Raw genomic sequence first — 25,726 nt, forward strand, 5'->3', positions numbered from 1 at the left:
GCGAGTGGTTTTGACCGCGCGGCCAACCTCTTCTAACGACAAATTGATGATGGACTTGTTGCTTTCCTTCGACCTTGCGACCGATCGCGACACGCGCGAACTTGGGGCGCGCTTGGCCAAAGTGGTGCGAGCAGGCGATTGCCTGGCGCTGCGGGGCGATTTAGGGGCTGGGAAAACCTCCCTCGCGCGCGGGCTGATCAGGGCTTTTCTCAACAGCGATACCGAAGTCCCTAGTCCCACCTTTACCTTAGTGCAGCGCTATCAGCCCGACCCGGACGAACGGCCAGACGCGCCAGAACTGCTTCATTTCGACCTTTATCGCCTCGAAAGTCCCGATGATGTCTGGGAATTGGGCTGGGAGGAGCTTGACGAGGTGATCAGCTTGGTGGAATGGCCAGATAAAGCGGGGCCTAATCTCTCACCAAGAAGCCTCGACATCCATATCCTCATTTCGGGCGATCACCGCCGCGCCCATCTGTCGGCCTCGCCGACTACGACTTGGAAATCTCGCCTGAATGACTTCTAACACTTCCACGCTTGAGGCCACCCGTTTTGAGGCGGCGATCGCTTCGGCTTTACATGCCGCAGGTTTCGGCCAGGCAGATCGGCAAAAATTCGACCAAGATGCCTCTACCCGTTCCTATGAGCGCTTGAGCCACGAGGGCCGCACCGCCATCCTTATGAAGGCCCCGCCCGGCAACGAGGATGGGCCCTGTCCGCCCGGCGCGGATGAGGAGACGCGCAAGGCTTTGGGCTGGAACGCGTTGTCGCGACTTGCGGCATCGCGTGTGGAAGCCTTTGTCGCCGTTGGCACACATTTACGCGGCCACGGCTTTTCTGCCCCCGATACATTGGCAGTGAATGCACCTGTTGGCGTCGCTGTTGTCGAGGATTTGGGAGATGATCTCTATGCGCGGGTCATCGCCGAAGGCCGCGCCGATGAAGTTGAGCTCTATCATGTTGCCGGTGAAGCCTTGGCTGCCCTGCATCAGACGCCAATCCCACCAAGCCTTCCCTCGCCCATGGGCCCTTGGCCAATCCTTGATTTTGATGCGATTGCCTTGCGCGAAAATGCCAATCTATTCGTGGACTGGACGCCGCGCTTCTTAGGTCTTGATGGATTTAGTGCCGATGCGCGCGCCGAATGGGCCGAAATTCGCGACACCCTCATCGGTGAAATCCTGACCCATCCACGCGCCTTCACCCTGCGCGACTATCATGCCGAGAACATTTTGTGGCTGCCAGAACGGCAGGGCATTGCACGCGTTGGCCTGCTCGATTTCCAAGACGCGGTACATGGCTATCGCGCTTGGGACTTTGCCATGTTGCTGCATGATGCGCGACGCGATGTCAGTCCTGAAGCCTATGAAGCGACCATTCGTGCCTATCTGGATGCGACGGGGTCTGAACGCGCGCCATTTGACGAAGAGTTGGCCATCCAAGGCGCGATCAATGCGTTACGCATCTTGGGTATCTTCTCCCGTCTTGTTGGCCGAGATGGCAAGCAGCGCTATCGCCAGTTCATGCCGCGTGAGGCAGGGCATCTGGCCCAAGTCCTGACCCACCCCCGCCTTAAAGCCATGCAAAACTGGGTCGCGCGTTATGTGCCACTCGAGGCATTTCGGCAGGCACAAACTGCATGAGTGCGATGCCAAGCCATGCCATGGTGTTTGCGGCGGGCCTCGGCACACGCATGCGACCCTTAACCGACGACCGGCCAAAAGCTTTGGTTGAGGTCGATGGCCGATGCTTGGTTGACCATATGTTAGACCGCCTCGCAGAAGCCGGTGTCGGCACAGCAGTGGTCAATAGCTTTCACTTTGCCGAGAAGTTGGTGGCGCATTTAACCCCCCGTAGCAAAGCCAAGCCAAACCTGATCTTTTCGCGCGAAGACGCTTTGCCTGAGCCTTTGGAAACCGAAGGTGGCCTTGTCTATGCCTTACAGCATTTTCCAGATGGGCCACTTTTCACCTGCAATGCCGATGCGATCTGGCTGGATGAGACAGCCATCAAGCGGATGGCAGAGGCCTTTGACCCAGACCGCATGGATGGCTTGCTGCTGCTGGCTCGCTTAGATGAAGCCCTTGGGTTTGATGGACCGGGCGATTTTTTCATGGACGAAGCCGGTAGGCTTACCCGTCGCGGCGAGGCTGCGAGTGCGCCCTATGCCTATGCCGGAGTTCAACTCACGACCAGGGCAAAGTTTGAAGGCAAAACCGCTACCAAACGCTCGCTCGCCCGCACATGGTTTGACGACTGGGGTCCGCAAGGTCGCCTTTATGGCCTCGTGCTCGACGGGCCTTGGCTACATGTTGGCGATCCGCAAGCGCGGCTAGATGCCGAAGCCAAGCTTCAGGCTTTGCGCGCATCCACACAAGCATAGAGCGCTTGGATGAGGCGTCCGGCGCGTTCATCACCCAAAAGCGCTGGGGTTTGCTTGTTCATGACATAAGCCGCTGACAAGCGTTTAGCCGGATCGCCAAAACCGCCAGAGCCACCCCAGCCAGAATGGCCAAGGGTTTCGGGATTGCTGCCATAGCGCAGATTAGAATTACGCATCACGCCCGCCGCCCATTCGATCTCGTACGGCAAGACCAAATCCAGCCCGCGAATACGCGGCTTGGTGAAATCTGCCATCGTCTCGGGGGAAATGATCTGGTGGCTGCCAATCTTGCCGTCATTGGCAAAGACGCCATAGAGCGTGGCAACCGAACGCGCCGTGCCATGCCCATTGGCGGAGGGAATCTCAGCAAGACGCCAAGCCGCACCACCCCGATTAGGGGAGGCCCAAGGCGTCAAAAAAGCAACGCGACGGGCCTCCGAAACAGGTCCCAATTCCGCCATCGCCTTCGGACGGCTCATTTCCGCGCAGCGGCTGTGATGAAGTTCAGGCAGGCCGATCCAGAAATCAATACCCAGCGGCTCGCAGACATCAACACGCAATTGGGTTCCAAGGCTGGTGCCATGCGCACGCTGGGCGAGTTCGCCTACGATATAGCCATAGGTCAGAGGGTGATAGCCACTTGCCGTCGTCGGCTGCCACATGGGCGCGACATGGGCCAAGGCTTCTGCCAAAGCGGGCGGATTAAGCCAAAGATCGGGATCAATTGGGTCGGGGAAGCCCGGAACGCCAGCTTGGTGTGATAAAGCCTGCGCCAAAGTCACTTCTTTGCCATGCTCGGTAAATTCCGGCCACAGCCAACCAATCGGATCATCAAAGTTCAACAGACCTTGGTCCTGCAAGCGGGCAATAACCATCGCGGCGATTGGCTTGGTGGTGGAATAGACTGGCACCAGGGTTTCGCGCGTCCAGCTTTGTGTTTTGGCGCGGTCCATATGGCCACCGACCAAATCGACGACGACCTCGCCTTCCAAAATGGCGCAGAAACCCGCCCCCAACTCGAGGCCTTCTTCAAAGTTCAAGTTGAAGGCATCTAAAACAGGCTCGAAGCCCGGCGCAACATAAGGCGAAACCAGATCAGTCATGGTCGCATTTGGACCCTTCAGCTCAGCTGGGTCAAGGCCAAGGGCTCAGCCCGCCAGGCCTCAAAGCCAGCAGCGACAATCGGCAATTCCTCTGCGCCCCACTCTTGGGCACGCGCAACCGTGTATGACACGCCGGCCAAAGCCAAGGCCATGGCCTGCGGCGCAGTTTGACCGTCAATCAAATGGGCAAGAAACATCGTCGCCATCAAGTCGCCCGTGCCTTTGGGTGGGTTGGCCGATTTAGAATGGCTGGCAAGCCAAGCGCGTGTTCCATCAACCAACATTCCGCCAATCTCGCCATCCTGCTCGACAGAGGAAATCAAGGACGGACGACCCAAAGCGGTAGCGGCACTATGAATGTGCTTTAGGTCTTGTGGCGTTGTTTTGGGCAGATAGCCCAACTCCCACAGATTGGGCGTCAGATAATCCGCGCGCGGGATCAGATGTTCGGCTAGCGCATCAGCCACTCCCTGCCCGACATAGAGCCCGCCAGGCAAGTCGCCCAAAACGGGGTCAACCATAATGATGGCGCGAGGGTTGGCTGTTTTGACGGCATCAATGGCCCGGGCGGCAATCTGGACTTGCTCGGCGCTCGCAAAATAATCGGTCAGGACGCCATCGACCGCGGCGAACAAGCCATTGGCGGCGATGCCCTCCAACATGCCTGCAAACAAGTCTGGGCTAACCGGCCCCCCACCCGGCGGTCCCCAGCCAGGGTGACGACCTAGAAGCGTGGTCGGCACATGTACGGGATCAATCTTCATCGGCGATTGGGCCAAAGCGAGGTTGGCCAAGGTGCCACCCACCCGGCTTCCCGCGACATGTGAACCAAGAATCAGCACCAAAGGCATGGCCTGCTCTTTACGCCACCGCCCTGCTTGTGGCTAGAAGAAGCCAAACCTCACGTGAAAGGCTTCCCATGACCGCTCCCCAAGCCCGCCCCCGTCGTAGTGTACTGTATATGCCCGGTGCCAATGCCAAAGCTTTGGAAAAGGCCAAAAGCCTTCCTGCTGATGCCGTGATCTTGGATTTGGAAGATGCGGTGGCCCCCGATGCCAAGGATGAAGCGCGCGCCTCGGTAGCAGCGATCGTGAAAGCAGGTGGGTATGGCAAGCGGGAAGTGATTATCCGCGTCAATGGGCTGACTTCGCCTTGGGGTGCACAAGATTTGGAAGCGGCTGTCGCGGCCGGACCCGATGGGATTTTATTCCCCAAAATCTCCTCTGCCGAAGAAGTACGCGCCGCCAGCGAGGCCATGGATGCCCTAGGTGCCGCCCCCGCGATGAGCCTGTGGGCGATGATTGAAACCCCGCGGGCGATTCTAGAGATTGCTTCAATTGCTGCCTCGAGCACCACGACGCGCCTCGCCGCTTTTGTGATGGGCACCAATGATTTGGCCAAAGAAACCCGCGCGCGGCAAACCGCCGATCGGGCCCCTTTCCACTTTGCCCTCGCCGCCAGCGTTACGGCCGCCCGCCTTTATGGCCTTGCGGTCATTGATGGCGTTTACAATGACATAGCCAATAGCGAAGGCTTTGAAGCCATTTGCTGGCAGGGGCTAGAGTTCGGCTTTGACGGCAAGACCTTGATCCACCCCAGCCAGATTGAGATTTGTAACCGCGTCTTCGCACCCGCAGACGCCGAAGTCGCCCACGCCCGCGCGGTGATTGCAGCCTTTTTGGACCCCGCCAATGCGGGTAAGGGCGTGCTGAAAGTCGACGGGAAGATGACCGAGCTTTTGCATCGCGATATGGCCGAACAAACGGTCGCCATCGCCGACGCGATTGCCGCTATGTCGGCTTAAGGCCGAGGCTCACGAGCCACGCATTCAACTGCGTAGTTTGATCGGCGGTTAGGGCTGGCGCAGCACCCACTCCGCCAGCCAAAAGCCAGACTTGCTTGCCGCTCAGCGCCAACACATTGGCACCTGTGCGGGCCAAGCGGGAAGATTCTACGCCTCTAACGAGAGCGGGATGGGTGAACTCGCGCTCAAGCCAGAAGCCGCTTGAGCCATCTTGCAGCGACCGCAAGGTGCGGGTGGCAGAAGGCCCTGCCACAGCTGGCTGTCCCGCACTTTGCCATAGGTCAAAGAATTTGGTCTCACCGACATCAGAGCCGACAGTGCGCCTCACAACGGCGCGATGCAGCGTAGCGGCACGAACATCGGCTACGGACTCGCTGGTGCGGACCGTCCCTTTGAACTGCAGCCAGACAAGCTCATTGGGTCGCGGGGTCAAGGCGACTATCGCGGGCGATGGGGCGGTGCCCAAATCACTCTTCGGCGCGACAGCCTCCGCTTTGGAGCAAGCTGACAAAAGGGCAAATGGGGCGGAGAGTAAGAGGGTGCGGCGCTGGATCATGTTTGTGATACGCTGTTGTGTGCCAATCGGTTGCACCCAATTCCCCTAAGCCGCATCGGTTTCTGGAATTGTCCAAGTTTCAAGCTTGGCCGCCTGATCCCAAGCAGCAAAATCCGGATCTTGGAAAATCGCCTCGCACCAGGCTTGAAGCGCTGCCGAGACAGGCACCTGGTAGGTGCGAAAACGGGTTGCCACCGGGGCGTAAAAGGCATCCACGATCGAACGATGGCCCATGATGAAGGGACTGTCTGCAGTCCCAAAGCGCGCCTTAAGGCCACACAACAAGTCATCAATACGCTGAACTTGATATTGAACGGTGTCGGACCATTCATGGCCGACCTTTACCCGCCGCAAGTTCATCGGAAAAGTTTGGCGCACAGCGGCAAAGCCAGAGTGCATCTCGCAAACAGCCGACCGGGCAAGCGCACGGGCAATCGTATCCTTAGGCCAGAGGCCTGCGTCTGGGGCTTGCTCATGGGCCCATTCACAAATCGACAGTGTGTCCCAAATCTTCTCGCCATCGGGCAATTCCAAAACCGGCACCGTGCCCGAAGGGCTGACCGCAACGATGTCTGGATTGGGGCCCATGCCGCGTGGCCCTAACGGAATGATCCGCTCCTGAAAGCCAATCCCGGCCCATTTCAGCGCGAGCCAAGGCCGCATTGACCAGCTGGAATAGTTTTTGTTGCCAATGGTGAGGATCGGCAGAGTAGCCATGGGACCAGTCCTATATGGGCGTTCGGTGTTAAATGGTGCGAGGTGGATAACCCGCAGCCACCAGCGCATCGATAATCTCTTGAGTATGGCGGGAGTCCCGCGTTTCCATCAGAATATCGAATTCTGCGCCCTTGGCGGGCACATCCAAAGCCAGACGATTGTGGGCTACTTCGAGAATGTTACCACCCAAATCGCCAATGACTTTGGAGACCACGGCCAACAGGCCTGGACGGTCATCGCCAATAATCCGCAAGCTGACGATCCGCTTTTCGCGGACCAAAGCCCGCGTGAGAACAGAAGCCAACAGCCGTGAATCGATGTTACCGCCGCACAGGACGATCCCGACCTTTTTGCCGCTAAAGCGTTGGGGATGGGCCAGCAAGGCGGCAAGACCTGCAGCCCCCGCCCCTTCGGCGACCGTTTTTTCAACATTGCAGAACAAGGTGATGGCCTGTTCCAGATCATCCTCATCGACAATCAAAACGTCGCGAACCAATTCCTTGGCGATTTCAAAGCCCAAACGCCCGGCCTGCTTCACCGCGATGCCCTCAGCGATGGTTTGACCCCCACAGAGCGGGCCGGGCTCTTTACCGGCCAATTCGGCATGCATGGAAGGGAACATGCGGGTTTGCACGCCCACCACCTCAATGTCATTCTTCATGGCGCGGGCGGCAACAGCAATCCCGCCGATCAAGCCGCCTCCACCGATAGGCACAATCAGGGTTTCAAGCTGTGGCGCATCTTCCAGCATTTCGATGCCGATCGTGCCTTGGCCTGAAATCACATCTGCATCGTCATAGGGATGGACAAAGGTCAGGCCTTCGCGATCCTTGAGCTGATAGGCAAAGGTGGTGGCTTCCGACAGATTTTCGCCATGCAGCACCACACGCGCGCCATGCTTGCGTGTATGCTCTACTTTCGTGAACGGTGTGCCCAGCGGCATGACGATGGTCGCGGGAATATTGAGACGCGAGGCATGATAGGCGACGCCTTGGGCATGATTGCCCGCCGACATGGCGATAACGCCATTGCGACGTTCAGCTTCGGTAAGCAACAAGAGCTTGTTGAGGGCACCGCGCTCCTTGAAGGCCGCCGTGAATTGAAAGTTTTCAAACTTCACCCAGACTTCTGCGCCAGTAATATCCGACAGCGTCTTCGACATCAGTAAAGGTGTGCGAATGATGCGGCCTTCAATTCGCGCGGCAGCCGCACGGATGGAGTCTAATGTAACGTTCATGAGTAAAGCGGTCCCTATGTAAGCCGTCAGATCGCTGACGGCACCGCGTCTTTAGGCCGGACAAGGGCTTGGATCAATCAGACTTTGCTTTACTGGCTAGGTTGCGTTCAAACGCTTCGCGTTCCAGCGTCTCCTCGCCCCATTCATCGCCATCGCTTTTGCCGACCAAGGCAATCATATCGCGCTTCAACAGCTCTTCTTCCAGCGCGGTACGATCCCGCACGATGCGCTGATAATCGGCAAACTCAACCCGCTGCCAATCTTCAAACATCGCGGTCAAAGCGCGTTCATCATAACGGGTGAAGATCATACCGGCACGCTCCGCCGCAAAGGCGGGCTTGCCCATCACCTGCAGCGACTTCACCCCGAGGCGGACGGCCGCCGCAAAAGTCTCGCGCTCCAATCCATCCACTTTGGCCGCCATCAATTGATAGGCGTGCCTTCGGTCAATCGCGCGGGCTAGAATCTTCAGATTGGGGAAGGCCTCGCGCGCGGTTTCCACCAGCTCAAGCGCCTTCTCATCATTATCAATGGCGACAATGAGAAGTTTAGCCTCGGCCGCGCCTGCCAAACGCAAGAGATCGACCCGCGTTGCGTCGCCATAATTCACTTTGCGACCAAAGCCTCGCAGAACGTCCACCTGGTCTGCATCATGATCGAGAACGCTGATCTTATAGCCATAGGTGGAGAGCATCCGACCGACGATCTGCCCAAACCGACCATAGCCCGCGACGATCACGTCATGATGGCCTTCTTCCACCTCGGGCGCACGCGCCTCGCCAGACCCCGATTCCAAGCGCCGCATCGCCCAATCACCTGCCATGAGCAATAGGGGCGTGATCGCCATCGACAGGGCAACGGCCACGATTAAGGGGGCTGTTACCTCGGCCGGAATGACCCCTGCGCCTTCCGCGAAAGCAAAGAGCACAAAGGCAAATTCTCCCCCTTGCGCAAGGCCGAGGCCAATCAATGCCGCCTCGCCCGTCTTGCGGCCAAAGGCGCGCGCGATGGTAAACATCACAATCGCCTTCACGAGCACTAAGGCGACTACCAGCCCAAGAATCAGCCAAGGCTGAGCAATCAAAAGCGCAAAATTTATCCCTGCCCCGACCGAGATGAAGAATAAGCCGAGCAACAGGCCCCTAAAGGGGTCAATATCGCTTTCGATCTGATGGCGGAATTCGCTGTCGGCCAGTACCACGCCTGCCACGAAAGCCCCTAAAGCGGGTGAGATGCCAACAAATTGCATCAAGAGGGCCACGCCTACAACGAGGAGAAGCGCAAAGGCGGTCAATATCTCATGTAGGCCAGAGGCCGCCACCCAGCGGAACATCGGGCGCAACAGCACACGGCCTGCCAAGACGATGACACCGACCGCAACAACCACCGCAAGGCCTTGCGCCCAGCCTGGATAAGCCGCCAATGCACCCTTTGCAGCGTCGCCGCCCCCAGCAACGCTGATGGTTGCTAGAAATGGAAACAGTGCCAACATCGGGATGATGGCGATGTCTTGGAACAAAAGCACTGAAAATGTTGCGCGACCTGCTTCGGTTCCCGCTATCCCCTTTTCGCGCAGTGACTGAAGCACAATCGCTGTGGAGGAAAGCGACAAGGTCAGACCAACCGCAAGCGCAACTTGCCATGTGAGGCCGAGCGCCATGCCAAGGCCCGTGGCGATTGCACCCGTTCCAACCACTTGCAATCCACCCATGCCGAGGATTGCTGTCCGCAGCCGCCAGAGGAGGCTCGGCTGAAGCTCAAGTCCGATGAGGAACAGCATGATGACCACGCCAAACTCAGCCGTGTGCATCACATTTTCAGGGTCGCCGACGAGATTGAGGACATAGGGTCCAATGACCGCACCTGCGATCAGATAGCCCAAAACCGAGCCCAAACCGAGGCGTTTTGCGATGGGCACCGAAACAACTGTCGCTGTCAGATAGACAAAGGCGGATTCGAGAAGATTGGCTTCAGCCATCGATAAGCCCCTCTAGCATGGCGCTAAATTTGGCCGCGGCTTCGGCGAGAATTTCCGGTGTCGCTTGACGGCTGGCATGGAGGACAAACGGTGGCTGCCACACACATTGGCAGAGATTGGCAGTCGCCTGAAATGGGCGGAGGAGCTCTTCAATGGAAAAGCGGTTCAAGCCATCGGAGCAATAGGATTTGGCCGGGCCGCCGGTCGTAATCGCTTGGGTCCAAGTCTTACCTGCTAAGGCCGTTCCGCCCTCACCATAGGCCCATCCATAGTCCAAAACGACATCGAGCCACTCCTTCACCAAAGAGGGCGCAGAGTACCAAAAGAAGGGGTGCATCAAGATGATATGGTCGTGGTCCAGCAGCAAACGCTGCTCTACCTCCACATCAATCAGAAAATTCGGGTAGGTCTCGTACAAATCATGCACCGTCACATGCTCGCGGTCTTGCGCGACGGAACGCAAGGCGCGGTTCGCTCTCGAACGCGCATAAGATGGATGCGCAAACAGGATCAAAACTGATTTCGGCACGTATCCCCCGATGCTTCAGGTCTAAGGGGCATTGTCTGAAAGGTCCAGCCTTCGGCTTCTTGCTGTCCAAATAGCGCCCAAAAAAATCAGGTTGTGTCGCGCATTAAGTCAGCTTATCACTACCTTGGAGTAAGATTTGAGCCCTGTGTAGTTCCCATGCTTGTCCATGTTAGTCAGGAGACCCCCGACGAAACGCATCATCGATTATTGCAGGTAATTGCCCGCGCCGATTGGCAGGTAGAACCGGCACTCTATCGATTTGAAACTTTTGCGGCGGCAGATTTCGAGCGATCTGCCGACCTCACGGCGCTGGCCTTGGTGCGCGACGGCGAGGTCTGGTCACAACTTGTGCCGACCCAAGACCCCACGGATCCGGAGGCGTTCAAGATTATTAGTTTCCATTTCGAACCCGGTCTCGACAACAGTGGTTTTGTGGGTTGGCTTGCGAGTCTGATCAAAGAAAAGGTCGGCACGGGCGTCGTGGTCATTTGTGGGAGAAATGACTTAAAGGGTGGCATTTATGACTATTGGGGCCTGCCCCTAAGTTGCGCACAGGCAGTCAAAGCGCTGATCATGGACTTGCAAGCCACGGCACGAACAGGACGTTAAGCTTGGCTGAAACTGCGGCACCTCCAACACAAATCAGTCCACCCACGCGCGAGGTGGTGACCTGCCAGAATTGCGGACGCATGCTAGTCGGTGAATTCTGTCACGGGTGCGGACAAACTTCTGCCGTCCATCGCTCATTTCTCAAAGAACTTACTGATATTTTCCGGAACATTGTGAACCTAGATTCGAGGACTTTTCGGACAGTTCTCAATCTGTTTTTCCGCCCCGGCAAGCTGACGCGAGATTTTGTTTACGGCAAACGTGTTGGGTTCCTCCCACCATTTACTCTGTTTGTGGCGTCCGTCTTCTTCCTGTTCACCTATTATAGCCTCTTGGTTGGCCCCACATATTTTGCAGCCAAGCACTACACAAAACAGGAACTCCTAACCGAAGCGCACTACGATGTGATGCAAGCTCAGGAAACATTGTCACTGAGCCGACAGAGGCTCCAAAAACTAAGCCAAGCGACAAAAGATGGACAAAAGCCCTCAGCAACCCGGGAAGTCTTAAGAGCGACGTCAGAGGTGGCGACAGATGAAATCCGAGTTTCGCAAGCACAACAGAGATTGGCGCGGATTCAAGCCTTGCCCGATAGTAAAATTACCGCCACGGGGGACCCGCTTGGTATTAGCTATATCTATAAAGGCCAAGACCTTCTCGGAAATGGAACACAAGACATTCTATTTGAAATCGATGCCATAGCTGCTAGCATTACAGCAGAAACTGGCAATGCAACAGAACCCGAGCCGGTACGATTAGCGCGCCATACAGTCGAAATTCTCTTTCAAGATAACCATCCAGCGACATTTTGGGACAAAAGCGCGCAATTGATTTCGCTCTTCGCACCTTCAGGCTTTCACGTGGAAACGCCATGGCCAGCCCTGAATGAGCGCGTCAATCCGAACTTGAAAGACCCCAAGGCTTTTGTGAAAAAGTTTGCCGCGTCGGCACATAGCTTTGCGATTTTGATTGTGCCGGCAAGCCTGCCTTTCATCTGCCTGCTGCTAGCTTGGCGGCGCGATACCAAACTTTATGATCATGTTGTTTTCACGCTCTATGCATCGGCCTTTCTGGTCTTGGTCTTTATCGGCTTCACGATTCTCGCCCATTGGATCGCATGGGCGGACCTCCTCGACTATTTGTTCTTTGTTTGCGTGATTCACCTCTTCTTCCACCTCAAACATGCCTATGCGTTGAGATATGCGACGGCTTTCGGCCTCACGGCGGCCTTTGGACTGATTTTTGCACCCTTTGCCATCTTGTTGTTCTTTTCCAGTGTGGTGTTTCTCACGGCGATCTAGGCCAACTCCCAAAGCATGTTCTGCCATATTGTTTAGTCGTCATTCATGCGTCCGCGACTAGGATGATATTCATAGGTTTTGAATTTCTGCGGAGATGAACATGCGCAAATTTGTCTGGTTCAGCTTGCTCTTGGCGCTCAGCGGCTGTGCGACGGCACCTGGACCGCTTGATGCCTCGTCGGATGTGCGCGCCTTCGTAATGGCGCTGCGGGACCGCGACTTAGCGGGCATTGAGGCGCGAATTGATCGACCTGCCTTACAAGCGCAAGTCACAGGCATTGCGCGGGCGATTGCCGCCAATGAGATCGCCAAACGGACCGGCGGCGGTGAAGGCGGGCAGATTCTGGGTGTTTTGGGTGCGGACTTGGCCAATCCTGTGTTGGAGCGCCTGTCGAAACAAGCTTTAGAACCCGCAATCCTCGCGGATCTCGCCCGGCGTGCTGGGCTGACGCCACAAACGGTTTTGCCAAGCCGGACCGCAACCAGCATGGGCCTTAAGCGCTTGGCCGATGGTCGCGTTTGCGCGCCAGACCCGCAGACAAAGGCCTGTATCCTCTATTTTGGGCGCTATCCGTCGGGATGGAAACTCAATGCGCTAGATGAAGCCGCCTTACGGGGGCGACTGACAGTGCCCGCCACCCCACGCGTTCGACGCTAATCCGAGCTTTAGGTTACGAGGCGGCGGGATCGCTTGGTGCCGCTTCTGCGGCAGGTTGCCCCGCCGATACTGCCACCATCGCAGCCCGCAGCGTGCGTCCGGCCAGCACATAGCCCGGCTGAAACACTTCTGCGACATCACCGGCAGCCATGTCAGACGGAATCTGCGCGACGGCTTGGTGGATTGAGGGGTCAAACTTATCGCCCTTTGCACCAACCCGCGTGAGGCCATGACGTTCGAAGGCATTCAAGAGTTCGCGCTGGGTCATGTCGACCCCGGTCACGAAGCCATCAAAGGCGGGATCGCCCTTCAAGGCTTCAGGGGCTGTGCTGATGGCGCGCCCCAAATTATCAGCGACGGGCAAGAGGTCGCGGGCAAACTTATCGATCGCATAGATGCGGGCTTCGGTCTTTTCCCGCTCGGCGCGACGACGAATGTTTTCTGACTCGGCCAAAGCACGCAAACTTGCGTCCTTCAGGGTCTCAATCTCTGCCAAGGCAGCTTGAAGCTTTGCCACCAAGAGCGCACCCATATCTTCGGGTGCTGCATCTTCGCCCAAAAGCGAGCGAGCCAAGTCCAATGGGTCCGGTGCAGAAGCTTGAGTGTCCGCCCCTTCAGTAGGCGCGTCAACGGCATTGGCAGCGTTGGTCTCCAACTCATCGCCATTCTGTGTGGTACCCGTTTCTGTGGTCATTTCGTCTGTCTCATTCCGTTAAATTTAAACCGCGGCGCTCAATCAGGCGGCCGACGACTTTCGCTGTGTAGTCTACCATTGGGATGACACGGGCATAATTCAAGCGGGTTGGCCCGATTACGCCCAGTGCGCCAAGCACCCGGCGTTGGCTGTCCATATAAGGGGCCGCGACAAGAGCCGAACCTGACATGGAGAACAAGGGGTTTTCTGCACCAATGAACAATTTTACCGCAGAAGCTTCACGCGCTGCGTCTAACACATGGATAAGGTCGCGCTTACGCTCAAGGTCATCGAACAGAATACGGACCCGCTCAAGATCGCCCGCGGCTTGGCTGTTCGCCAAAAGATTGGCGCGCCCACGCACAATTAGCTTCCGCCCTGCCATGGGATCATCGCCCGACCATTCGGCAAACCCCGCTTCGATCAAGCTGGCAGCGACCTTGTCTAAGGTCGCCTCGGCATGACGGGCATCTTCCACCGCTTGCGCTACGGCTTCTGACAGGGTTTTCCCTTTCAGGCGGAAGTTCAAGAAATTCGTGCTTTCTTGAAGTTGCGAAGGCGTAAGCCCGACCGGCATTTGAACCAGACGGTTTTCAACCTGTCCGTCATCAAACACCAGAACCACCAGAATCTGACCGGGTCCGATCAGCACAAACTCGACATGCTTGACGGGGCTTTCCCGCGTGGGTGTTGTGACAAGACCCGCACCGCCCGCGAGACCAGACAGGAGTAGCGAGGCCTCTGACAAAGCGCTCGAAAGATCAGAACCCGCAGCAGCCAGACGCGCGTCAATCTCTGCCTTTTCTTCACGGCCTAAATCGCCAATCTCTAAAAGCCCATCCACAAAGAGGCGCAGGCCTACATGGGTTGGCGTACGCCCAGCGCTTAAATGCGGGGCGTCCAGCAGACCTAGGCTGGCCAAATCGGCCATCGTGTTGCGGATCGAGGCAGGGGAAAGGCCAATACCGCGCTTAGAAAGGGTGCGGGACCCAACTGGCTCACCAGTCTCGAGATAAGTCTCCACGATATCGCGAAAGATTTCGCGGGCGCGGGCATCAAGGTCAGCAAGCGTCGTCGGGCGGGGCGGACTTGAATTCATATTGGCGTATTTAGCGTGAAGCGTACGTAGACGCAAAGGTAAGCCTGAGATGCAGGCCTCAAACCTGTGTGAGGCTCAATAAATTGCCGTCGGGATCTTCAAACCAAGCAATTTGAGCTGTTCCACCGGGCGCATGCCAAATGCCTAACTCATCTTGGCCAAAGCCTTCGTAAATCTTCATCGTAACCCCGCGCGCGGTCAGGTCGCGGATGCTGGCTTGAATATCGCTAACCTGCCAGCCCAGCGCTGGGTGGGGACTGGGGGTAAAGCCCTCGATCTGCGTTAGGCGCAAGCCGGTACCATTTTGATCGAGGACGCTGGCAAACGGGTCATCCATAACAAATGTTAGACCCAGCGCGTCCCGGTAAAAGGCAAGTGCGGTGGGTCTGTCGCGGGTCTGGATGAAATTGATGACCTTAAAGTCTGCGCCTAATGCCATAGCTATTGCCCCATTTAACGGGGAGAGACTATCGCAGAACTACAGATCGACAAGGCCCAAGTCTTCCGCCGCTGCCTGCATCATCTCTTCCTCGACCCGGTACACGCCAGAGCGCAAGCCGGCAGGCGGCCCATATAGGCTTCCAGTGATGAACCAAGCAAACCCGCGCGTTGAAAGCGGGTCAACCCAGAGACCCGCCAACAGGCCATAGGCTTCTCCATAATGGCCCACCATCTCGGCTCTCAAGCCGGCTACTGGGCATTGGTCACCGGGGATAAGTCGGTGCACACCCAATCCAAAGCCTTGAAATGCACCGCCCGAAGTGTCCCCATTGGGCGGGCTGGCCCGATAGGTCCATTGTGGAGTCAAGACCAAGGCCCGAGTTGCAGGATCAAGCAAAGGTTCAACCCCACTCAACGCCATCCCGAAACGGGCAAGGTCTGTCACGCTGGCGCGCAACCCACCTTGCGGCGAGAATAATAGGCCATTACGGCCCAAAACATAGTCAGACAGGCTAAGGCCGGGGTCGGTTGCGATATTGGGTCTGGGCAAGGTGGCGGGGCTGCCATCAACTTGAACCTCCCAATCGCCCTCGGTTTTTCGGCGGTACAAGGTCGCAGCCTCAGCGGCTGCCTGATCGGAAATGCCGGACCAATTAAACCCACACTCGATCCCAAGCGGGGAAAAAACCAGCTTCTGCGCAAGGCGGTCAAAGCGGTCGCCACCTGCATTCTCACATGCTTGCGCTAACAATCCCATTGCCAGATTGGAATAGGTAAAATAACCAAAGGGTTGGGGCAGGTCTGCCCAATGTTTACCATTGTTCCAGTTTTTGCCGGCGGGAACAAAGAAGCCCTCAAGCGTCTCGCCCACGACCCCCCGATAACTTTCACCGTCGCGGATTCCCGCCGTATGGCACAAAATCATACGCGGCGTGATGGGAGAGTCGGGGAATTTTGGATGACGAAGCTTAAAGCCGAGAACATCGGAAATATCGCGATCCAGATCGATCTGACCCGCTTCAACCAGTTTGAGGACGGTGAGTGCTGTGGCCACTTTTGAGATGGAAGCAACACGCGCTTTGCTGCTGAGCAGAAGCGGGCTTGCCGAAGACGCATCGCGGACGCCTTCTACCCCGGACCACAGAATCTCTTGGCCAGAAAACAAAATGGCCGCACCGCCGGGGGCATCCCGGCGGGCGACCACAGCACCAAGCGTTTCAGCAAGGCGCTTCATGTCGACTTATTCGGCTGCAGGCTCGGCAGCAACTTCTTCAGCTGGTGCAGCAGCGGCGGCAGCAGCGTCTGCTTTAGCTTGAGCAGCGGCTTCAGCGGCTTCGGCCTTCGCGCGCTCTGCAGCTTCTTGTGCGTCGATCAGGGCTTGAGCCTTCTCCGCGGCGCGTTCAGTTGCCTTTTGACCTGGCTTGCCCTTGTTTGGGTTATTGCCATTGACATAGGTGCCAACGCCTTGAGCGGCCAAGAAACGAGCGACGCGGTCGGTTGGTTGGGCGCCCTTCTTCATCCATTCAGCTGCCTTCGCAGCATCGATGACCAAACGGCCAGCATTGTCGTCTGGCAAAGTTGGGTTGTAGCTACCGATCTTTTCGAGGAAGCGGCCATCGCGTGGCGAACGGGCTTCTGCCACCACGATGCGGTAAACTGGCTTCTTCTTAGAGCCACCGCGGGCCAAGCGAATTTTCAAGGACATGAGACTTACCTTTCAGAGTGTATGGGTCGTTTTTGCGTTACTTTTTCCCGAATGGGAGACCTGGTAGGCCCGTAAAGCCACCGGGATTTTGCGTATTGCCCAGACCGGGCAAACCTTGTGGAGGCGACTGTCCAGGCAGACCGGGCAACCCCCCGCCTGATGAAGCCGCTTGTTGGCCGAGACGTTGCAGAGCGGCAGGGTCCATCGGCGGCATTTTGCCCCCAAACATACCACCCATCTTGCCCATCAGGCCCTTCATGCCACCCTTGCCCATGGCCTTGACCATGTCTGACATCGAGCGATGCATCTTGATAACTTTGTTGACTTCCGAGACATCCACGCCTGCGCCCGCAGCAATGCGTTTGCGGCGGCTGGCGTTTAACAGGTCGGGCTTGGCCCGCTCTTGCTTGGTCATGGATTGAATGACAGCGATTTGGCGCTTGACGCTTTTGTCAGAAACCGCGCCCGATTCCATCGCTTTTTTGGCTGCTTGCGCGCCGGGCAACATCCCCATCACGCCGCCAAGGCCACCCATCGCCTGAATTTGGCGCAATTGCATGGCCAGGTCATCCAAGTCGAACTTGCCCTTGGCCATTTTGGCGGCCAGCTTTTCAGCTTCATCCTGCTTGACGTTCTCAACAGCGCGCTCAACCAGGCTAACAACGTCACCCTGGCCCAGAATACGGCCGGCGATACGCTGGGCGTCGAAAGCATCAAGGCCGTCGATCTTTTCGCCAATGCCTAAAAACTTGATCGGCAGGCCAGTAACCGCACGCATAGACAGCGCCGCACCACCGCGACCGTCACCATCCGCACGGGTTAGAACAATCCCCGTCAGCGGTAAGCGTTCATGGAAGCGACGGGCCGTTTCAACCGCGTCTTGGCCGGTCAAACTGTCGGCAACCAGCAAGGTTTCAATAGGGCTGGCGATGCGCGCAATTTCGGCGGCTTCGCTCATCATGTCTTCGTCGATCGAAGTCCGGCCAGCGGTATCGAGGAAGACGACATCATAGCCACCAAGACGGCCCGCGGTGATCGCCCGGCGCGCGATTTCGGCAGGCACTTGGCCCGCAATAATAGGCAGGCTGTCAACTTCGGCTTGTTGAGCCAGAACCGCCAATTGTTCCATCGCTGCAGGGCGACGCACGTCGAGCGAGGCGACGAGGACTTTCTTGCGCAAACGGGTGCGCAAACGCAAAGCGAGCTTTGCCGTCGTGGTGGTTTTACCCGAACCTTGTAGACCTGCCATCATGATGACGGCGGGCGGGCCTTGGTTCAGCATCAGATCGACTGGGCCGCCTGTGCCGCCCAAAGTTTCCACCAGCGCGTCATAGACAATTTTGACGACCTGCTGGCCGGGCTTTACGGCGCGAATAACGCGCTCACCCACCGCTTCTTCTTTGACTTTGGCGATAAAAGCTTTGACGACCGGCAGCGCGACATCGGCTTCGAGCAAAGCAACGCGCACTTCGCGCAACGCGGAATCCACGTCCTTGTCCGACAACGCACCCCGTCCGGTGAGCGTATCAAAGACACCCGTCAATCGTTCTGTTAGCGCGTCAAACATGCGTGGTTCCAAAAGCAAACACGCAACGCAAAACGCCCCGCCGGACGATCACGTCGGACGGGGAAACCCTGTCCACCCCATCTGCTTTACCCCCGATTGCTCAGTTCGTGCAGGACCGTGTGGATCAGAGCGCGCGTTTTGATTGCGCGGAAGAGCGGGGCCTATAGCCGAGGCGGGGGCAAAGAGCAAGGGCTAGGCTAATGACAGAGGTCGAAAAGACCTACTCGCCCTCGCCAAATCGATTGGCGACCAGCTCACATAATGCATCTAGAGCCGCTTCGGCGCGGGGGCCTTCGGCGGAAACTGTGATCTCAGACCCGATACCCGCGGCTAGCATCATTAAATCCATGATGCTCTCACCATCGACTTCTTGGTCCTCGCGCCCAACCATCACCCGGCTGTCAGCATATTCGCCCGCCAGCAGTGCGAATTTGGAAGAAGCGCGCGCATGCAGTCCGCGTTTGTTGACGATTTCGATGGTACGCGACACGCGCTCAGTCATTTTAGCCACTCGCCAACAAGGATGACGCCACAGCGATATATTTCCGGGCAGCATCTTGTGCAGCAAAAACGGCTCTCGGCAAGCTTTCACGTCCGCGAACTTCAGCAAGCTTAATCAGCATCGGGAGGTTAGCCCCGGCAATCACTTCATATTCGCCGCGATTCATAATCGAAATCGCAAGGTTTGAGGGCGTGCCCCCAAACATGTCCGTGAGAATGATAACGCCCGCTCCATCGTCGACTTTGCGGCAGGCATCGAGAATATCGTCTCGTCGCGTCTGCATGTCGTCGTCAGGGCCGATGCAAATGGCCTGCATATTGGTCTGAGGCCCAACCACATGCTCTGCCGCAAGAATAAGCTCTCGCGCCAAAAACCCGTGACTGACCACAACAACACCGATCATACAGACCCTATCCTGCTAGCTGGGCGAGGCACCACGAAATCGCGGCCGCGCGCCGATGGTGGAAACTATAGAGGCGCAGTGGGGTTTGGCGAGGCCATTCCCCTCCTGCCCAACATGTGTCTGCGCATATTTGGCATGCGCAATTTCATAGGCGGCTGCGCGTTGCGCAGGCCCACCCCCTTAGTGCTGGGCGGCAGGCAAGCGAACTACAATACCGTCCAACTCTGCCGTCATGGAGATCTGGCAGGACAAACGCGACAATGGGGTCACGCCTTCTGCAAAATCCAGCATGCTTTCTTCCATGCTGCCGGGCTTGCCCGTCTTCTCAATCCAAGCGGCATCGACAAAGACATGGCAGGTCGCGCAGGCACAGGCACCGCCGCAATCGGCATCAATCCCTGGCACACGATTCTTGACAGCACCTTCCATGATGGTGGTGCCAACTGGCACTTCAATTACATGCTCGGTGCCCGAATGTTCGATATATGTGACTTTCGCCATGACGCTTTGTGTTCCCTTTGAGCTTCTGGTCAGGGTTGGCGCTTAGGCACCGGCCCCAATCTCTTTCATCGACACAGACATATCAGCCAAACGCGCTGGTGCAAGCTGTCCATGCCGTGCAATCACCTGCTTGCCGACGATAAACTCAGGCGGTGCGTTAATCGCATCGACTGCGAGCAGACGATTATCCGCATCTAAATGAAAAACGGCAAAACGCTTCTGCGACGGATCGCCGCGCACGACTGAGTAAGTCGCACCGGTCGACAGGCCAGCGATCTGCAGCTTGATGTCATATTGATCCGACCAGAACCAAGGCGCTTCTTCGACAGGTCGGGGCAGACCCAAGATCGCGGCTGCCGCTAATTTGGCTTGCTCCAAGGCGTTATGAACGCTTTCCAGTCGACCGCGTCGCTGGCCGTAATGCACCAAGGGCCGACTGGCACAGTCACCAATCGCGAAAATAGCTGGATCGCTGGTTCGCGCATCCACATCGGTCTCGATCCCATCTTCAGCCTTCAGACCCGCTTCCCGCGCTACTTCAGCGTTCGGGATGATGCCAATGCCTACCAGAACAAGGTCGGCCGGGATTGTGCGGCCATCAGCGAGTGCGACGCCCGCCACACAGTCAGTGCCCTCAATCGCAGTCACTTTCACATCGGTCAGGATGGTGACCCCAGCGTCGCGATGCAGGGTTTGGAAGAAATCTGAAATGACCGGTGGGGCGACACGGGCCAGGACGCGGGGCGCAGCCTCTAAAATCGTGACTTCAAGGCCCGCTTTTCGAGCCACTGCGGCCACCTCAAGACCAATATAGCCGCCGCCAATCACAACCAAGCGTTTGCCAGATTGCATGTCTTGGCCGAGGCCATCCGCATCGGCAATGCTGCGCAGATAATGGACACCCTGAAGGTCCGCGCCCGGGCAAGGTAGCGCACGCACGCGCGAGCCCGTCGCCAAAATCAGCGCATCATAGACAAAGGTCTGCCCGTCTCTCGTCGTGACCGACTTGGCCTGCCTGTCCAGCGCCGTCACTTCGGCATCGAGATGCACCTCAACCTTGTCCTCGTCCCAAGCCTCCATCGGCTTAAGGACGACCCGGTCTAAGCCCATTGCCCCCGACAAATAGGCCTTTGACAACGGGGGGCGCTGATACGGCAGCAGGCCTTCATTGCCCAGCAAAACCAAGTGGCCGTCATAGCCCCCTGCCCGCAGGCTTGTGGCGGCCTGCGTTGCGGCTTGACCTGCACCTACAATGACAATCCGGCTTGGCATGTTTGAAAATCCAACTCTTGGCTTGCAGCTTTCGCGCGAGACCTAGTTGAAAGTGGGCCACGCGCGTCGATGTCATAGAATGTCTGATGCGTGCTGTGAAGCCGATCAAAAGCACTTCACGTCTTCCGTCTGCTCCTTAGCTCCGCTAAGTCTAAGCCACGCCTGCAGTCTGGGTTTTTCTGCTTGGCCACAGAGGGATTAAGCGCCATGTTTGGCTGGGGTAAGAAGAAAAATCAGGCGCTTGAGGCCGATACGGCTCCTAAGCTTGAACCTCAAGCTGGCATTGCGGGCATCCCGGCAGCGCGCTTTGTGGCCACGGCGCTGGACCCAGACAAACTCCAATGCGAAATCGGCCCCATTGTCGAAGAAGCCGCCGCCCGTATCACAGGCGTGGTCAGCATTACCGCCGATTATGATGCGACAGCGGTGCGCGTTACGCTGCTGGCTGAGCCCAAAGCCGACCGGGAATTGGTGTTCATTACCGCGCGCGCGGGCGGTTTGCCGCTGGCGGCGAAGCTCGATGGTTTAGCAAGCCTAGCAATTGAAGAAGTGGGCGCAGATGGCCTTGCCCGCCAGACTTATGCCATTGCAGTTCCGGCACCTGAACCCGAGCCTATGCCGGCTGACGTCATCGACAAATTGGTGGATGGGCTACAACGCTCCTCCTCGCGATTGGCCGAAGGGGTCTCCGCGGTCTTTACCAAAGCCAAGCTGGATCAAGATACGCTGGATGAACTGGAAGAACTGCTAATCACGGCAGATCTTGGGGCCAGCGCATCCGCCCGTATTCGCGCTGGCATCTCAAAAGACCGATTTGGCAGGGACATTAGCCCCGAAGAAATCAAGCAAGCCCTCGCCCATGAGATCGCTGAGATTCTGCGCCCCTTTGAAACCGATAGCTCGCCCTTCGTGCAACCGGCAGGGGCTTCAGGACCGCGTGTAATCTTGTTTGTCGGCGTTAATGGCTCAGGCAAAACCACGACGATCGGCAAAATTGCCCATAATCTCACCCAAGCCGGCCATAAGGTCATGTTGGCCGCTGGCGATACGTTCCGGGCCGCCGCAGTTGAGCAACTCAAAGTCTGGGGTGAGCGCGCCAATGTGCCCGTGGTCGCCCGTGAAACCGGCGCAGATGCCGCGGGCCTCGCGTTCGACGCACTCACACGCGCCAAGGCCGAGGGGATTGATGTTCTTTTGATCGACACGGCTGGCCGCTTGCAAAACAAAACTGAGTTGATGAATGAGCTCGCCAAAGTTGTGCGGGTAATTGGCAAAGTCGACCCCGATGCGCCGCATGAAACTTGGCTGGTGCTGGATGCGACAGTCGGACAAAACGCCATCTCCCAAACCGAAGCTTTCCGCCATGCTGCCGGCATCACAGGCCTTGTCATGACCAAGTTAGACGGCACGGCCAAAGGCGGCGTCTTGGTTGCCGTAACAGAAAAACACAAATTGCCGATCCGATTTGTGGGCGTGGGCGAACAGGCCGACGATCTGCAACCCTTTTCCGCTGATGCGTTTGCCCATGCCCTGGTTGGGCTGAGGACTTTGTAAGATGACTGACGACACACATGACCCCTCCGCTGCGCTGCCGCTTAGTCCGGACACAATCCTGGTTCGAGGTGGACTGACCCGCTCGCAACATAAAGAGACCAGCGAAGCCATCTTTTTGACTTCGGGCTTTGTCTATGACTCAGCAAGTGAAGCAGAGGCCCGCTTTAAGGGTGAAGCCCCGGGCTATCTTTATGGTCGCTATGCCAACCCAACGAACCGCATGTTGGAAGAGCGCTTGGCCGCCATTGATGGTGCTGAGACGTGTAGACTAGCCGCCAGCGGCATGGCGGCCGTGACCGCCGCCCTGCTGGCACCCTTGCGAGCGGGCGACCATGTCGTTGCCGGCAAAGCCCTGTTTTCATCGTGTCGCTGGGTGATTGAAACCTTTATGCCCCGCTATGGCATTGAGTTTACCTTGGTTGATTCAACCGATGTTGACGCGTGGCGAGCAGCCATTCGCCCCACTACGAAAACCTTTTTCTTGGAAAGCCCTAGTAACCCGACTTTGGATGTCAGCGACATTGCCGCCGTCGCCAAGTTGGCCAAAGGCTGCGGGGCAAGGCTGATTGTCGACAATATCTTCGCCTCGCCCATCTTGCAGCGCCCATTTGAATTGGGTGCCGATGTGGTGGTCTATTCCACGACGAAGCACATGGACGGTTCTGGTCGGACCTTAGGCGGCGCGATCTTGGGATCGGTCGCCTTTATGGAGGAGCATATCGACCCCTATCTGCGCCATACGGGCCCCGCCATGTCGCCTTTTGTGGCCTGGAACGTGCTCAAAGGCCTTGAAACATTATCCATGCGGGTCGAGCGGGCGAGTGCCAGTGCAGCGCGCCTCGCCGATGTTATCGCGGCCCATCCGGCAACCAATTATGTGCGCTATCCGCATCGGGCCGATCACCCCCAATATGCGCTTGCAAGCCGACAAATGAAGACGGGGGGCACGCTGCTGGCGTTTGACCTCAAAGGTGGCAAACAAGCAGCTTTTGCATTTCTCGATGCCCTCCAGATCGTGGATATTTCCAATAATCTGGGCGACTCAAAGAGCCTCGCGACCCATCCAGCAACAACGACGCACTATTCGTTTGCGCCAGAGGTTCAGGCCGAATTGGGCGTGACGGCAGGCCTTATCCGCCTTTCGGTCGGCATCGAGGATAGTGGCGATTTGGTAAAGGATGTAGAGGCGGCCCTTAACGCAGCTTTGAGCTAATCACTCAAAGCACGAGACCTTAATCGCGACCTTCGCGGTGGCGTTGCGCAAGGACAGCGCGCGCGCCATCTTGCACCAGCACTTTGATCATCGGATCGGTGTCTGCTTCATCGCGTAAAGCTTGGTGCGCAACAACCACGATGGTTTGCATGACGCCCTGATCTGGCACAAAGTCCGAAGCCGTATCGTTCAAGTAGTGACAGATCAGATTGGCGGCTTGGCCCAAGGTTATCTTGCGTACTGTTCCAGCTAAGCCACGAATTTCATGGGCATTATTCCACATGATGTCGCGCCCACCGGGCATTTCGCCCTGCAGGGCATCTTGCAATTCCTGCAGCAAGCGGCGCACTTCATCATCGATTGGCGGGATGACTTCTTCAAGGGCCGCATTAGCCTTGCGATAGGCCTCTGGCGTCAGCATGCGCGAGGCTGGACCACCCATTTTTCGCTGCAAGCGGAAACTAGGCGCGATCAGCTCGACGGGGTTCTCAGCGCTCATGCCGTTTCTTCTTTCGGTTCGTTAGGTTGGTCGTTTTTGGCTTGATTATCAGACTTGCGACGCAATTTGCCGACATAGTCTTTGGCGTTGCCGCCTCGGCGGCGACATGGGCCTGTATAGGTAGCTGTCTTCACAAAGGCGCGGGGCCGGTCGATCACCGCGACAATCCGATCAAGAAGCGTCTTGGCAGAAATCGGCTTTGCAACCAGTTCGTTCACCCCTGAGTCGCGAGCCGCAGTCACCTTCGTGCGCTCTGTATGGCCCGTCATCATAATGATGGGCACAAAGGGAAACGGGCTGTCGACAGCTGTCCGGATCATCTGGGTGAATTCCAGACCGTCGATTGGGAACATGTTGAGATCGACAATCACGATGTCCGGCACCCCGGCCCGCATCACTTCCATGGCGTCGGCACCATCGCTGGCCTCTTTCACCGTACCGATGCCGACACCACGCAGAATGGCAACAACAATCGACCTCATATGGGGATTGTCATCGACTACCAGCACGTGGAGAGAGTTTAGGCCTGGCATTCAATCGGGTTCCGGATATCCACCCACGGTAAAAACTGACCGAGTTCTGGCCCAAGATAGTTAAATCGATGTTACCAATACCTGAAAAATACCTGTTTTTTGCAAATTCTGCCGTAGTTCACTTTACATTGCTGCGCCACGCCAATCAGCGTGCAAATTCGGCCTGACTTGGAACCGCTGGAAACTCTAGGCTAATCGCGCCGCGCATGGCCGTTTGGTTGGGGCGAAACACCGGGGTCCCGCCTTCCACGGGCAAAGCGATCTTGCGGCCATCAGCAAAGACAGCCTGCCCTGAAGAAACACCCTTAAAGGCAATGCCTGTTAGCTTTGGGATTGCGAGCGACAATGGCCCGGCCCGTCCAATGGCTTTCGAATAATCGATTACGGGGTTTGCTACCGCGCTCGCGGGAATCGTGCGCGCGAGGGGAACAACGGGTTCCAAATTCAGAACAACGCCGCCCGGTGGGGATGCAATGGGCACTTCCACCTTGCCCTGACGTAGCATGGTCATGTCTGGCATCGTCAGGATCTTGCCTCTGGAATCGAGCTGTATTGGGGTGCGAACAGACCCCAAGGCATAGACCAAGCGTGGGCGAACATTAGTCCCTTCTGACTTAAGCAAATACTCCAGAGAGAAGCCATCACGATCTTGAGCTGGCAGACTGAGGTAAAGGTCGTAATAGGGAAAGAGTTTTTTGACCGGAACTTGGCGCACGCCGCCATTCGACGCTGTTTGGGCGTTTGCGGTAGGAACAAAGCAAAGTGCGGCGAAAGCTGCAGCAAGGAGGGCCGTTGCACGTGATCTCATCATCACACGAGCCTGCGCAGCCTCAAGCTTTCTGTCACCTTAAATTTCGGTAAGACCTCA

29 protein-coding genes are annotated in these 25,726 nt (G+C 57.2%); 9 read left to right on the forward strand and 20 right to left on the reverse strand.

Going from position 1 to position 25,726, the window contains the following annotated elements; translation table 11 throughout:
• Positions 1-46 precede the first annotated feature (46 nt).
• The 3 genes from tsaE to IOB61_RS00645 are packed head-to-tail and all read left to right on the forward strand — an operon-like array spanning position 47 to position 2,383.
• Positions 47-526 (forward strand): tRNA (adenosine(37)-N6)-threonylcarbamoyltransferase complex ATPase subunit type 1 TsaE, encoded by a 480-nt coding sequence (gene tsaE / locus IOB61_RS00635; RefSeq protein WP_290810653.1) that lies wholly within the window; start codon positions 47-49, stop codon positions 524-526.
• The gene (locus IOB61_RS00640) at positions 516-1,643 is read left to right on the forward strand and encodes a phosphotransferase (RefSeq protein WP_290810656.1); all 1,128 of its coding nucleotides are present in this window, start codon (positions 516-518) and stop codon (positions 1,641-1,643) included. Before tsaE ends, IOB61_RS00640 begins: the two co-directional genes overlap by 11 nt.
• Positions 1,640-2,383, forward strand: a complete 744-nt coding sequence (locus tag IOB61_RS00645) for a nucleotidyltransferase family protein (RefSeq protein ID WP_290810660.1) — start codon at positions 1,640-1,642, stop codon at positions 2,381-2,383. The genes IOB61_RS00640 and IOB61_RS00645 overlap by 4 nt, the downstream gene beginning before the upstream one ends.
• Here IOB61_RS00645 and IOB61_RS00650 read toward each other — a convergent pair.
• Both IOB61_RS00650 and IOB61_RS00655 read right to left on the reverse strand, forming a co-directional pair.
• Positions 2,353-3,486 carry a serine hydrolase gene (locus tag IOB61_RS00650; RefSeq protein ID WP_290810663.1) on the reverse strand — a complete coding sequence of 378 codons (1,134 nt, stop codon included), beginning with the start codon at positions 3,484-3,486 and terminating at the stop codon, positions 2,353-2,355. The genes IOB61_RS00645 and IOB61_RS00650 overlap by 31 nt on opposite strands.
• A gap of 17 nt (positions 3,487-3,503) precedes the next feature.
• A complete protein-coding gene (locus tag IOB61_RS00655) occupies positions 3,504-4,337 on the reverse strand; it encodes a bifunctional hydroxymethylpyrimidine kinase/phosphomethylpyrimidine kinase (RefSeq protein WP_290810666.1) in 834 nt (277 codons plus the stop codon).
• 68 nt (positions 4,338-4,405) lie between these two features.
• Between IOB61_RS00655 and IOB61_RS00660 the strand changes: the two genes are divergently transcribed.
• Positions 4,406-5,290 carry a CoA ester lyase gene (locus tag IOB61_RS00660; RefSeq protein ID WP_290810669.1) on the forward strand — a complete coding sequence of 295 codons (885 nt, stop codon included), beginning with the start codon at positions 4,406-4,408 and terminating at the stop codon, positions 5,288-5,290.
• Here IOB61_RS00660 and IOB61_RS00665 read toward each other — a convergent pair.
• From IOB61_RS00665 to IOB61_RS00685, 5 genes are all read right to left on the reverse strand, one after another.
• Complete coding sequence (locus IOB61_RS00665) at positions 5,277-5,882, reverse strand: hypothetical protein (protein ID WP_290810672.1); 606 nt, start codon at positions 5,880-5,882, stop codon at positions 5,277-5,279. The two genes, IOB61_RS00660 and IOB61_RS00665, sit on opposite strands and share 14 nt — an antisense overlap.
• A gap of 9 nt (positions 5,883-5,891) precedes the next feature.
• A complete protein-coding gene (locus IOB61_RS00670; RefSeq protein WP_290810675.1) occupies positions 5,892-6,563 on the reverse strand; it encodes a glutathione S-transferase in 672 nt (223 codons plus the stop codon).
• Between the two features lie 28 nt (positions 6,564-6,591).
• Entirely contained in the window at positions 6,592-7,800 is a 1,209-nt protein-coding gene (locus IOB61_RS00675; protein ID WP_290810678.1) for a threonine ammonia-lyase, read from the reverse strand.
• 73 nt (positions 7,801-7,873) lie between these two features.
• On the reverse strand, positions 7,874-9,778 hold the full coding sequence (locus tag IOB61_RS00680; protein WP_290810681.1) for a monovalent cation:proton antiporter-2 (CPA2) family protein: 1,905 nt from the start codon (positions 9,776-9,778) through the stop codon (positions 7,874-7,876).
• Positions 9,771-10,307, reverse strand: coding sequence for an NAD(P)H-dependent oxidoreductase (locus IOB61_RS00685; RefSeq protein ID WP_290810684.1), 537 nt, complete (start codon positions 10,305-10,307; stop codon positions 9,771-9,773). Before IOB61_RS00685 ends, IOB61_RS00680 begins: the two co-directional genes overlap by 8 nt.
• Before the next feature lie 156 nt (positions 10,308-10,463).
• Here IOB61_RS00685 and IOB61_RS00690 point away from each other — a divergent pair, with 156 nt between their 5' ends.
• The 3 genes from IOB61_RS00690 (at position 10,464) to IOB61_RS00700 (ending at position 12,875) form a co-directional block, all read left to right on the forward strand.
• A complete protein-coding gene (locus tag IOB61_RS00690; protein WP_290810687.1) occupies positions 10,464-10,916 on the forward strand; it encodes a DUF6196 family protein in 453 nt (150 codons plus the stop codon).
• A gap of 2 nt (positions 10,917-10,918) precedes the next feature.
• Positions 10,919-12,217, forward strand: a complete 1,299-nt coding sequence (locus tag IOB61_RS00695) for a DUF3667 domain-containing protein (protein ID WP_290810690.1) — start codon at positions 10,919-10,921, stop codon at positions 12,215-12,217.
• 100 nt (positions 12,218-12,317) lie between these two features.
• Positions 12,318-12,875 carry a DUF2939 domain-containing protein gene (locus tag IOB61_RS00700; protein ID WP_290810694.1) on the forward strand — a complete coding sequence of 186 codons (558 nt, stop codon included), beginning with the start codon at positions 12,318-12,320 and terminating at the stop codon, positions 12,873-12,875.
• Positions 12,876-12,888: 13 nt separating this feature from the next.
• On the opposite strand, the gene IOB61_RS00705 is transcribed toward IOB61_RS00700, so the two are convergent.
• The 10 genes from IOB61_RS00705 to IOB61_RS00750 form a co-directional block, all read right to left on the reverse strand.
• Complete coding sequence (locus IOB61_RS00705; RefSeq protein ID WP_290810697.1) at positions 12,889-13,569, reverse strand: nucleotide exchange factor GrpE; 681 nt, start codon at positions 13,567-13,569, stop codon at positions 12,889-12,891.
• Positions 13,570-13,579: 10 nt separating this feature from the next.
• A complete protein-coding gene (hrcA, locus tag IOB61_RS00710) occupies positions 13,580-14,668 on the reverse strand; it encodes a heat-inducible transcriptional repressor HrcA (protein WP_290810700.1) in 1,089 nt (362 codons plus the stop codon).
• Between the two features lie 58 nt (positions 14,669-14,726).
• Positions 14,727-15,107, reverse strand: coding sequence for a VOC family protein (locus tag IOB61_RS00715; RefSeq protein WP_290810703.1), 381 nt, complete (start codon positions 15,105-15,107; stop codon positions 14,727-14,729).
• Between the two features lie 39 nt (positions 15,108-15,146).
• Positions 15,147-16,343 (reverse strand): serine hydrolase, encoded by a 1,197-nt coding sequence (locus IOB61_RS00720; protein WP_290810706.1) that lies wholly within the window; start codon positions 16,341-16,343, stop codon positions 15,147-15,149.
• Between the two features lie 6 nt (positions 16,344-16,349).
• Positions 16,350-16,814 carry a 30S ribosomal protein S16 gene (gene rpsP / locus IOB61_RS00725; protein ID WP_085339483.1) on the reverse strand — a complete coding sequence of 155 codons (465 nt, stop codon included), beginning with the start codon at positions 16,812-16,814 and terminating at the stop codon, positions 16,350-16,352.
• 37 nt (positions 16,815-16,851) lie between these two features.
• On the reverse strand, positions 16,852-18,381 hold the full coding sequence (gene ffh, locus IOB61_RS00730; protein ID WP_290810711.1) for a signal recognition particle protein: 1,530 nt from the start codon (positions 18,379-18,381) through the stop codon (positions 16,852-16,854).
• 220 nt (positions 18,382-18,601) lie between these two features.
• The gene (locus IOB61_RS00735) at positions 18,602-18,883 is read right to left on the reverse strand and encodes an HPr family phosphocarrier protein (RefSeq protein ID WP_290802987.1); all 282 of its coding nucleotides are present in this window, start codon (positions 18,881-18,883) and stop codon (positions 18,602-18,604) included.
• A gap of 1 nt (position 18,884) precedes the next feature.
• Positions 18,885-19,286 (reverse strand): PTS sugar transporter subunit IIA, encoded by a 402-nt coding sequence (locus IOB61_RS00740; protein WP_085339486.1) that lies wholly within the window; start codon positions 19,284-19,286, stop codon positions 18,885-18,887.
• Positions 19,287-19,466: 180 nt separating this feature from the next.
• Entirely contained in the window at positions 19,467-19,787 is a 321-nt protein-coding gene (locus IOB61_RS00745) for a 2Fe-2S iron-sulfur cluster-binding protein (protein WP_085339487.1), read from the reverse strand.
• A 42-nt stretch (positions 19,788-19,829) separates the two neighbouring features.
• Complete coding sequence (locus IOB61_RS00750; protein WP_290810716.1) at positions 19,830-21,059, reverse strand: FAD-dependent oxidoreductase; 1,230 nt, start codon at positions 21,057-21,059, stop codon at positions 19,830-19,832.
• Between the two features lie 207 nt (positions 21,060-21,266).
• On the opposite strand from IOB61_RS00750, the gene ftsY reads away from it, so the two are divergent.
• Both ftsY and metZ read left to right on the forward strand, forming a co-directional pair.
• Entirely contained in the window at positions 21,267-22,613 is a 1,347-nt protein-coding gene (gene ftsY, locus IOB61_RS00755) for a signal recognition particle-docking protein FtsY (protein ID WP_367272780.1), read from the forward strand.
• Position 22,614: 1 nt separating this feature from the next.
• Positions 22,615-23,826 carry an O-succinylhomoserine sulfhydrylase gene (gene metZ, locus IOB61_RS00760; RefSeq protein WP_290810719.1) on the forward strand — a complete coding sequence of 404 codons (1,212 nt, stop codon included), beginning with the start codon at positions 22,615-22,617 and terminating at the stop codon, positions 23,824-23,826.
• Between the two features lie 19 nt (positions 23,827-23,845).
• On the opposite strand, the gene IOB61_RS00765 is transcribed toward metZ, so the two are convergent.
• The 3 genes from IOB61_RS00765 to IOB61_RS00775 all read right to left on the reverse strand — a co-directional run bounded on the left by IOB61_RS00765 (position 23,846) and on the right by IOB61_RS00775 (position 25,669).
• Entirely contained in the window at positions 23,846-24,325 is a 480-nt protein-coding gene (locus IOB61_RS00765; RefSeq protein WP_290810722.1) for a hypothetical protein, read from the reverse strand.
• A complete protein-coding gene (locus IOB61_RS00770) occupies positions 24,322-24,858 on the reverse strand; it encodes a response regulator (RefSeq protein ID WP_290810725.1) in 537 nt (178 codons plus the stop codon). Before IOB61_RS00770 ends, IOB61_RS00765 begins: the two co-directional genes overlap by 4 nt.
• A 145-nt stretch (positions 24,859-25,003) precedes the next feature.
• Complete coding sequence (locus tag IOB61_RS00775; protein ID WP_290810729.1) at positions 25,004-25,669, reverse strand: hypothetical protein; 666 nt, start codon at positions 25,667-25,669, stop codon at positions 25,004-25,006.
• Between the last annotated feature and the right edge of the window lie 57 nt (positions 25,670-25,726).

Origin of the sequence: Aquidulcibacter sp., from assembly GCF_020253525.1 — a bacterium.
Classification (GTDB): domain Bacteria; phylum Pseudomonadota; class Alphaproteobacteria; order Caulobacterales; family Aquidulcibacteraceae; genus Aquidulcibacter.